6 protein-coding genes and 1 pseudogene are annotated in these 10,410 nt (G+C 43.5%); 6 read left to right on the top strand and 1 reads right to left on the bottom strand.

What is annotated here, in order from left to right; all coding sequences use genetic code 11:
• Positions 1-396 precede the first annotated feature (396 nt).
• Positions 397-609 (top strand): annotated as a pseudogene (locus F6K51_RS17105) (RNA-guided endonuclease TnpB family protein); the annotation flags it as partial.
• A 767-nt stretch (positions 610-1,376) separates the two neighbouring features.
• Here the strand turns inward: F6K51_RS17105 and F6K51_RS17100 are convergent.
• A complete protein-coding gene (locus F6K51_RS17100; protein ID WP_293022028.1) occupies positions 1,377-2,498 on the bottom strand; it encodes an RNA polymerase sigma factor, RpoD/SigA family in 1,122 nt (373 codons plus the stop codon).
• A 469-nt stretch (positions 2,499-2,967) separates the two neighbouring features.
• Between F6K51_RS17100 and priA the strand changes: the two genes are divergently transcribed.
• From priA to F6K51_RS17075, 5 genes are all read left to right on the top strand, one after another.
• Positions 2,968-5,553, top strand: a complete 2,586-nt coding sequence (gene priA / locus F6K51_RS17095) for a primosomal protein N' (protein WP_293022027.1) — start codon at positions 2,968-2,970, stop codon at positions 5,551-5,553.
• Between the two features lie 405 nt (positions 5,554-5,958).
• Positions 5,959-6,531: a hypothetical protein gene (locus tag F6K51_RS17090; protein ID WP_293022026.1), complete on the top strand. Its 573-nt coding sequence runs from the start codon at positions 5,959-5,961 to the stop codon at positions 6,529-6,531.
• 237 nt (positions 6,532-6,768) lie between these two features.
• Positions 6,769-7,389, top strand: a complete 621-nt coding sequence (locus F6K51_RS17085) for a DUF6088 family protein (protein ID WP_293022025.1) — start codon at positions 6,769-6,771, stop codon at positions 7,387-7,389.
• Entirely contained in the window at positions 7,389-8,432 is a 1,044-nt protein-coding gene (locus F6K51_RS17080; RefSeq protein ID WP_293022024.1) for a nucleotidyl transferase AbiEii/AbiGii toxin family protein, read from the top strand. The genes F6K51_RS17085 and F6K51_RS17080 overlap by 1 nt, the downstream gene beginning before the upstream one ends.
• Positions 8,433-8,673: 241 nt before the next feature.
• Complete coding sequence (locus F6K51_RS17075; protein ID WP_293022023.1) at positions 8,674-10,173, top strand: SUMF1/EgtB/PvdO family nonheme iron enzyme; 1,500 nt, start codon at positions 8,674-8,676, stop codon at positions 10,171-10,173.
• Positions 10,174-10,410 lie beyond the last annotated feature (237 nt).

Genomic DNA, 10,410 nt, shown 5'->3' with positions numbered 1-10,410 from the left:
TCCCCCTCTCCCCATCTCCCCATCTCCCCATCTCCCCATCTCCCCATCTCCCCATCTCCCCATCTCCCCATCTCCCCATCTCCCCATCTCCCCATCTCCCCATCTATTTTTGGCCAGAATGAAACAGCCCTACTTTTTTAAGGGGGGTTAGGGGGGATCTATGTACCTAATTACAAAGTTGACATGCTCCCAACCCAGGTGCTGATGGATGCTTTTTACGAGAAATTAACAAAAGCCGAAAGCCCCCTCTTTTTAAAGCGGGGATGAAGGCGAAATAGCGACTTTAGTCGCCGTTAATAAAAATATTATACCAAAGTCCGAAAATCTGATCTTATTTGATGTAGAATAAGATCAGGATATGAAAAGGTCTAAAGCGCTCCGCGTGACCTACGGTCAATGATTGTTTTAGAGTTCAAAGCATACGGCAAACAAAAACAATATTTTGCGATAGATGAAGCCATTTGCACGGCTCAATTTATTCGTAACAAATGTCTTCGCTATTGGATGGACAATAAGGGAGTCAATAAGGCTAATTTAAGCGCACTTTGTGCAATTTTAGCTAAGGATTTTCCGTTTGCTAATGAATTAAACTCTATGGCTCGACAAGCTGAAGGGGTGACGAAATAGCCTGAACAGCTTTAAATGTAAAGTTTTCACCATTTTGTGGTAAAAAAAAGATAGGTCTATTTTTTTCAACAAGACCTACCTATTGACAATATTGCCTACATCCAAAACCACTTAAAAAGTCAACTTAATAGAGCCGAATACCTGTTCCGATACTTTTTAGCTACCAAAATCTACTTTGCAGATTTTAGCCCACTAATGCAAGCTGCTCTCGCAGCCAGGGGGTATCTCCCAAGGCCAAGATAGGTTTTGTTCCGCTCAAGGCGCATAAATCTGTGTTTAATAGAAAACGCAACCACTATCATGGTTTGCTTTGGTTTTCGGCTTCAATTCAAGGAACCAGAATGTTTTCTTTGACACTAGATTCATAATCAAAGTCTAACATATTTTTGGAGATACTGCAAGATATTTGGATAAAATCGTCAACAGTGGCTAGCCTTCTAATTCTGCTTAGTCTCCTACAGACAATTAAGGCTCTTCCGTACTTGTTATGCTAAATCAACACTTTGGCCAACGGCCTCAGTCCCTGCTCCCTTTCAAGCAAAAGACTATGTCCTAAACCATGCTTCCCTTGCTATAGTTTAATGCAACCTGGTTGAATTGACACTCCCCGCGTCTAATGACCGGGGAGTGTCTAATTGACAAGAGATTATTTAGCCAGAGATTATTTGGTAACTAATTAACCGGAATTACCTGATTTCGACATCACCAAATTTATCCAGCAGTCACGAGCTGACCTAAGACCTGCTGCACTAGGTCAACCAGTCTCTAAGCCGTCGAGCCACTTGCGGACGGCGTAGCTTACGCATGGCCTTGCTTTGAATCTGACGCACCCGTTCCCGAGAGAGATTGAACATGCCTCCTACTTCTTCTAGGGTGTAGGGTTCACTGCTGGCTAAACCATAGCGTAGAGAAATCACATCTTTTTCCCGCTCAGTCAGGACATCACTGAGAACTTCCCAAATCTCCTGGCGCATCATGGATTCATTCATCTTATCTTCGGGCAATCGTAGATCATTGTCTTCGAGCAAATCCATCAGTTCTGTGTCTTCCCCTTTACCAACTCTGTGATTCAAAGAAAGGGAGCGCCTACGCAATTCTAGTAACTGACGCAAATGGGAGAGGGAAATTTCTAGGGCTTGAGCAAGTTCTATTTCATTAGGATTGCGCTGGAGTTGCTGTTTAAGTTCCCGCTGAGCTTTTTTAAGTTTATTGAGCTTTTCTACAATGTGGATTGGTAGACGAATAGTTCGGGCATCATTGGCAATAGTACGAGTAATCGCTTGACGAATCCACCAATAAGCATAGGTAGAAAACTTGTAACCCTTATCTGGGTCAAACTTTTCTGCTGCTCGGTTTAAGCCCAACGCACCTTCTTGAATCAAATCTAGAAATGGTACACCGCGATTAATATATCGTTTAGCAATTGAAACCACTAAGCGCAAGTTCGAGCGAATCATCTTGCGTTTTGCCACACGACCGCGATATAAATTCCCCTCCAACTGACGTTCTGTCATCTCGACCGCTGCAGCTACCTCAGCCTTGGTTGGTTTACGGTCTAACTTTTCCTGTAAGCTGTTGCGGAGTTGGTCGATTTCTACTAGGAACTTAACCCGACGGGCTAAATCTACCTCTTCGTCTGGCTTGAGCAATGGGTAACGAGCCATCTCCTTAAAGAATGCACCCACTGTGTCATCAGAGCCGCTTTTCCGGAAATTATGGGAAGTAGAGACCACTAGTTCATCGTCTTCGGTGAATTCGACGGCTACACGCTGTAAATCTGTTTCCTCTGGCTCAATGTGGTCAGTAACATAAAAATCCTTCTCTTCCGTAGACGGCATTGTATGAGTGTGGTTTAATTCTGTAATATTCATAGGGATGTGTGAGTTGCAAGTGTATTTTAAGTTTGTTAAAACCCTTGCCTTGAGGGATTGAGGCTGTCTGTTGCTGAAAATTGGCCGTTAATGAAAAGTCTATTATCAAAAATTGGTGTTGCTGGTTTCACAAAGAAGTTAATACTCTAGACAGAGCAGCCAAAACACGCTCCATACCCTCAAAGCTCAGTGACCCAACCTGCTTCAAGTAGTTGATGTGTGATTGACGTGATTATAAATTAATGGTTTTAAGCTTACCAGAAGCAGTTTGGCTAATTGTATCTGTAATTACGAAATGTTTAATTACATATATTTTAGTTAAACTCTAGGGTGACGGCAGGAGAGATAATTCTCTTCCCATTGCTTTTATTATTGATTTTGACTCTGGAAACAGAATCTCACATATTTTAGAATTTTCCTATCTATCAATAGTGATAGAATAGGAGCCTTCCCAAACTAAAGCTGCCCTATGTCTAATCCTCCTTTAGGTCTACTGTTAGCTGAGCCTAGAGCACTTTACTTTTCTGGTGGTGGCCAAGAAAAGTGGGTTGAAGTCCTAGTAGATTGTCCAGGAGTCCAAGGTATATATACTTATCGTAATGCATTGGATGTTTCAATCAATCCTGGAGATGTTCTGAGTGTGTCATTCGGGACTCAACAGCTAGGAGCGATCGCTATTCGGATTGTAGACTCTCCACCCCCAAACTTACCACTGGAGAAAATTAAGGACGTAGAGGAGGTGATCAGTCCCGGTTTCTTTCCAAGTTCCTACTGCCAACTGTTAGAGCGGGTGGCTCAGTACTACTGCACCCCTCTAATCCAAGTGATTCGGTCTGCCTTACCTCCAGGACTGTTAGGGCGATCGCAGCGTCGAATTCGCCTCAATTCCTCGGTCTTGCCTAAAGAGGCTCATGTCTTTGTCAATAATTCAGCCGCAAGTAAGATTTTGGAGATTCTCCAGGCTAAACCCAATGGGGATTACAGCTGGCAATACCTCCAACGTCAGGTAAAGGGGGCTAAAGCAGGATTACGTCACCTGCTCAAGCGAGGTTGGGTAGAAAGTTATCTGGAAGCTCCTAAGCCAACTCGTCCTAAGCTCAAGAAAGCTGTGACTCTGGTGGGTAATCTCAATCGGCCTGATCTGACTCGACGGCAACGGGAAGTATTGGAGGTGCTACGCCGTCGTGGAGGAGATTTGTGGTTGAGTGAACTATCACAAATTTGTAATGTTAGTTCGTCAACTATAAATTCTTTGGAAGATAAGGGATATGTGGTGATTGAGCCTAGGGAAGTATTGCGCAGTGCGACTTCACCAACCATGGCTACAGATGCCCCCAAAAACTTGACAAATGCCCAATCCCATGCATTAGACCTGATTAATAATCTCGATGGCTTTGCCCAAGTGCTGTTGCATGGGGTGACTGGGTCTGGGAAAACGGAGGTCTATCTACAAGCGATCGCACCAATCCTAGCGCAAGGGAAATCCGCTTTGGTGTTGGTGCCGGAAATTGGCTTAACTCCTCAAATTACTGACCGTTTCCGGGCTCGCTTTGGTGATAAAGTTCGGGTTTACCACAGTGCCTTGAATAAAGGGGAGCGCTATGATACCTGGCGACAGATGATTCCAGGTGAGCCACAAGTGGTGATTGGCACTCGTTCTGCTGTTTTTGCCCCTTTGCCCCAGTTGGGATTAATTGTTTTAGATGAAGAACACGACTCCAGCTTCAAGCAAGACCAACCCATTCCTACCTACCACGCTCGCACCGTTGCCCAATGGCGAGCAGAATTAGAAAATTGTCCTCTGATTTTAGGTTCAGCTACTCCTTCGGTAGAAAGCTGGGTCAGTATTAAGGTGATGGGGGGAGCGAGAGATGGTCAGATCGGTAGTGAAATTAATCCCCTGACCTCTTCAGCTCCTGAGGTTCAACCCTTCACCTGTTCACCTCCTCAGCATCCAGAACTTAGCACTCATTACTTATCCCTACCGGAACGGATTCAATCCAGACCCCTGCCACCGGTGGAAATTGTGGATATGAGGCAGGAGTTACAAGCTGGTAATCGGTCGATTTTTAGCCGTTCTCTCCAAGACAGCTTGAGACGACTAAAGGAACAAGAGAAACAAGGGATTTTATTTATCCCCCGCAGGGGACACAGTACCTTTGTGTCTTGTCGTAGTTGTGGTCATGTGGTGGAATGCCCTAACTGTGATGTTTCCTTGTCCTATCACTATACTCATGAAGGGGCTACTCAAGTATTGCGGTGCCACTATTGCAATTTCGGACAACTCCATCCCCGTAGTTGTCCAGAATGTAGTTCTCCCTACCTGAAATTTTTCGGCAGTGGTACTCAGCGGGTTGTTCAAGATTTGGCGAAGCTGTTTCCAGAGTTGCGAATTATCCGATTTGACAGTGATACCACTCGTACCAAGAATGCTCATCGCACTCTGTTAACTCAATTTGCTAATCGGGAAGCTGACTTGTTGGTGGGAACCCAAATGCTGACCAAAGGATTAGATTTGGCTCAGGTGACACTGGTGGGAGTGGTAGCAGCAGATGGACTACTGTATTTGTCAGACTATCGAGCATCCGAGCGGGCATTCCAAACCTTAACTCAGGTAGCAGGTCGTGCCGGTCGTGGGGATGACCCTGGTCAGGTGATTATTCAAACTTATTCCCCAGAGCATCCTGTGATTCAGGCTGTCAAAACTCATAATTATCAGTCGTTTATCTCGGACGAATTGGAACAACGGGCAGCACTGAACTATCCCCCTTATGGTGATTTGATTCTGTTGCGCATAAGTGGATTGGATCCTGTGGCGGTGGAGAAGGTAGCAGAGGATTTAGCGGACAGGTTAGATACTCCTGAAGCCGAATACGATATCCTAGGACCAGCACCAGCCAGTGTGATTCGGGTTGCTCGTCGCTATCGATGGCAGATTTTGCTTAAGTTTTCTCCTACTGTGCCCGCCAGGTTACTGAATTGGCGGGAATTGCAGGATATGTGTCCTCCAGATATTAGCTTGACTATTGATGTTAATCCGTTGAATATAAGCTGAAAATAGGTTGAAGGTTTAAAGTTGGTTGAAGGTTGAAGGTTGAAGGTTGAAGGTTGAAGGTTGGTTGAAGGCTTAAGGTTGGTTGAAGGTTTAAAACTGGTTGAAGGTTGAAAGTTAGGAGTTGAAAGTTGAAAGTTGAAAGTTATAGGGAACCTAAATAAATTGTGATAATTTCGATTCCCGATTCCCGATTCCCGATTCCCGATTCCCGATTCCCAATTCCCAATTCTTAATTCTTAATTCTTAATTCTTAATTCCCGATTCCCGATTCCCAATTCCCGATTCCCGATTCCCGATTCCCAATTCCCAATTCCCAATTCTTAATTCTTAATTCTTAATTCTTAATTCTCAATTCTTAATTCCCTACTCCCTACTCCCTACTCCCTACTCCCTACTCCCTAATTTGTGAATACTCCCGCTCACGCCATCGTCAATCTCCTGATTTTAGGAAAAAAAAGAAAGCCGGAAAATAATTTACCAATTGTGTTCGGTGCGATATTACCGGATTTGCCAATGGTAATTTTTTACGGATATGAAAAATTAATCAGAGGAATTCCTGAAAACGTAATCTGGTCTGAATCTTATTATAACCCAAGCTGGCAAGTATTTTTCGATATTTTCAATTCTTTTCCACTGATACTATTAGGTGGATTGTTAGCTTACTATTTTGGTGAAACGTTTCTGATTGCTATGTTTGCTAGCATGGCTCTTCATGGGTTAGGAGATTTCCCTGTCCATGCTGACGATGCCCACCGTCACTTTTTTCCATTGTCAAATTGGCGCTTTGAAAGCCCTGTGTCTTATTGGGATTCTCGTCATTATGGTCATATTTTTACTCCCCTAGAAGTGTTGGCTGTGATAGTGGGATGCTTTGTATTGTGGAGACGCCACACTTCGATAAGCGCTCGGATTATTATTGCGATTGTACTTACTGTTTATTTTATCTATGGAGTGTATGCTGTGTTAGTATGGGGTTAGTAGTTAAGCTATCAGTTATCAGCGGCGTTGCTGAATCAAGGGTTGGTTTTCGATTAATCTGACAGTTTTATCGAAGGGTCATAGAACCTATCCTGACAGTTCTACTCACCTTCGTTACCTCAACATCCTGACTTTGGGCAATTAATACAGGGTTAGCTGCCTTGAAAAAGTCAGAAATATTGGCTATAATTCTGACATAATATATTTCGTGAACTTTATATTCATAGCTTTCGTAAGATGCAGGGTATAGCAAAAAAAATCCTGAACAGAGTTCGTGGTCATGGTCGCGGTGGTTGGGTCTGCACACCCAAAGATTTTGTAGATCTCGGCAGTCGTGATGCTGTAGATAAAGCGCTATCTCGTCTGGTGAAACAAGGATTTTTGCGCCGCGTTGGTCGCGGTTTATATGACTATCCACGCACCAGCAATATCTTGAAGCGTCCTGCCCCACCCAACATTGATGCCGTTGTGGAAGCTCTGGCACGTCGGGATGGTATATCAATCATGCCAGATGGCATTGTTGCAGCCCACCAGCTAGGTCTGACCAATGCCGTTCCCGCCCAGAACAGCTACATAACGAATGGTTCGAGCCGAACTTTACAAGTTGGTGGGCGTACCATCAAACTACGTCATGTCTCTCAACGGTTAATGGCATGGGCTAACCGTCCTGGTGGGCCTGTGGTTAGGGCCTTATATTGGCTGGGCGAAAATATCGCTGCTGATAAAGATGTGGTTAATACCCTACACAATCGGTTGTCTTCAGACATCAAAGAAGATCTTGCAGAAGGTATTAAGCTGTTACCAACTTGGATGACACCCGTTGTACGTCAAGTTAGTGAGGGTGAAGGTGTCTCCTAGTGAATCCAGCATTTGAAGAATTTCTCAATTTACCAGCACAAGACCGTAACGATGTTTTTGAGTCAACAGCCGATTCCCTCAATACCTTGTCTACCTATATAGAAAAGGATTTTTGGGTGTGCCTGGTGCTGGATATCCTTTATAATGGCTTACCCCAGGAACACCCCAGACTATTGTTTAAAGGCGGCACTTCCCTTTCCAAGGTTTATCAACTCATTAGTAGATTTTCCGAGGATGTAGATCTGGTGGTATTCAGGAGCGATCTGGGTTTTGCCGGGGATAACGATCCCTCTGCTCTTGGAATCTCTAGCAAGCGGCGAAAAAAACTAGCGTCCGAACTAAAACAAGCTGCTTCAACGTATATCTGTGGCAAGCTTAAAGATGACTTATCACAAGTTGCTGGGGTAATTTCGCCTGAGAGTCGCATTGTACTCGATGAAGACGATCCAGATAATTCAACCCTGCTGTTTCAGTATCCGAGCTTATTTCCATCCGATAGCATTGCTTACGTTCAACCCCGTGTCAAACTAGAAGCAGGCGCACGGTCAGCGCTCGATCCCCATCAAAATCATACTATTACCCCCTATCTATCCGAGATACTTGAAGAATGGAATTTTTCCGTAGCAAATGTAACGACCATCGACCCTCAAAGAACTTTTTGGGATAAAATCATGATCTTACATGGTTGGTCTTGTGGTTATCGAGACGAACAACGCCTGCCCAGTGATCGCCAGAGACTGTCACGTCATTATTATGATGTAGCAATAATTTCCCGTCAGGAAGCAGGTAAGACAGCCATTGCCAATCATCAATTAAGAGAAGATGTACGCCAGTACACCAAAAAACTGTTTAATCGAAGCTGGATGAAATTAGACGAAGCGATTCCCGGCTCTCTAAAACTCTTACCGAAAGGAGAATTACTAAAAGCTCTCAGTACTGATTATCAGGCAATGCAGGGCATGATGTTAGGTACTGCTCCACCCTTTGATGAAATCATAGAAGCGATTTCAGCCTTAGAAATAGAAGTTAATCAGGTATCGTGAGAACACTTTGAACTTTTGTCTTTTATAATCACAAGTTTTGACCACCCACCAAGAATTCTATTTTTATATGGTGCCCTCTCCTGTTCCCTGCTCCATGCTCCCTAACCCCTAAGCCACCACCAGCTGGGAAATACCAGTAAATAAAGGAAAATTTACGGAATTCGGTATAATCACAGTGTATATACTCAATTAGAGTCAAAGTATCAAATTCTATTTTTCACAGGTCTTGAACTAACCGTCAATGAATGCTGGACATACCCCTGGTTATCTCCTCAAAAAAATAAACGAAGCACTGTGTAATGCTTTCCCTAATAAAACTAAATTAGAAATGATGGTGCTTTATGAATTAAATATAAATCTGAACGAGATTGCTAGCGGTGGGAATTTAAAGGAAACCGTTCACAAATTAATAGAGCATTGTCAGGGTTACAATCAGTTAGAAGAATTAATTCATGGAGCACTTGAAAACAATCCAAATAATGTTCATTTAAACGCAATCCAGGAAAAGTTTAAAATTACGACTAGTTTAGTCAATATATTGGGGCCTTTAGAAAAAACCGTTATCAAACAAATGCAACAGGCTTACAGAGATTGTTGTCCCAATTTGAGAGATAAAATTCCTGGCACTTTTTATGATATTATCAAAAAGTTGGATGATATACATCAACCAACTGATGATGAAAAAAGGATTGTAAAATTTGTCGATCGTTTATTAGTAAATGGAAAGATTCCCACCTCAGAGGCTCAGCAACTAAAGCAATGGTTAGAAAACAATGCCAATAACGTTTCTAATTTATTATCTCACCAACAAAACTTCAATTCACAACCTGATCTGATTGTCAAGCCAAATTCGAGGGAAGAAAGTTTAAAGCGAGTCAAACCCGAAGGTTTAAAGCAGTTTCCCTTTGAAGTAGTAACAGTTAACCGTAGAGGAGAAACAATCAAGCGAGAAAATAAACAAGCAAGTTATTTAACTCAAGATCTGGGGAATGGAGTAGACCTAGAGATGGTGTATATCCCAAAAGGAAGCTTCTTAATGGGTTCCCCGAAAAGTGAGAGGGGGAGTGATGACAGCGAAAGACCTCAACACCAAGTAAGCATTCAACCCTTCTTCCTGGGCAAATATCAGGTAACCCAGGCGCAATGGCGAGCTGTGGCCAAGCTTCCAAAAGTTAACCGGGACTTAGATCCAGACCCTTCAAGATTTAACGGAAAGAATCGACCAGTAGAGCGAGTAATTTGGTACGATGCGGTGGAATTTTGCGATCGCCTTTCTGAGTATACAGGAACTGAATACAGATTACCGAGTGAAGCGGAATGGGAATACGCCTGTAGAGCAGGAACTACTACACCATTCCATTATGGAGAGACCATAACCAGTAGATTTGCTAATTATGCTGCTTCCGATACTTATGCAGAGGAAGCAAAAGGGGAATATCGGGAAGAAACTACCCCAGTAGGACATTTTCGTTACCCCAACGGCTTTGGCTTATACGATATGCACGGCAATGTTTGGGAGTGGTGTGGAGATCCAAGCCATCGTAATTACTTTGGAGCCCCTACAGATGGGAGTATCTGGTCTATTAATGATAATCATAGTGATTATTGTATACTGCGGGGCGGCTCCTGGGTCAGCATTCCTAGGGATTGCCGTTCTGCCTCCCGCCTCTTCTATAACCCGCGCGAGGCCGTCAACAACCTTGTCGGTTTTCGTGTGGCGAGGGGTGTTGGGAGGACTTAGCTCTTTTTCCTTTTTGACCTTTTGCACTTTTATGCTTTTATGCTTTTATACTGTATTTCCGCCGTTAGGCGGATCGATTTTTTTTATAAGGGATCGCGGTCAAATGAAAGTAAAATGGTAATATAATCTGATTGTGGCCTGAAAGTATGGCAGTGTTAGTGGCGTAGGGTGCGTTAGGGGCGGGCTTGCCTTGATTTTTCGCCTCGTAGCCAGCTTTGGGATAGTCTGCCCCGTAAC

It is taken from the genome of Moorena sp. SIO3I8, from assembly GCF_010692325.1.
Taxonomy (GTDB): Bacteria; Cyanobacteriota; Cyanobacteriia; order Cyanobacteriales; family Coleofasciculaceae; genus Moorena.
This window is presented reverse-complemented; position numbering and strand designations above follow the sequence as displayed.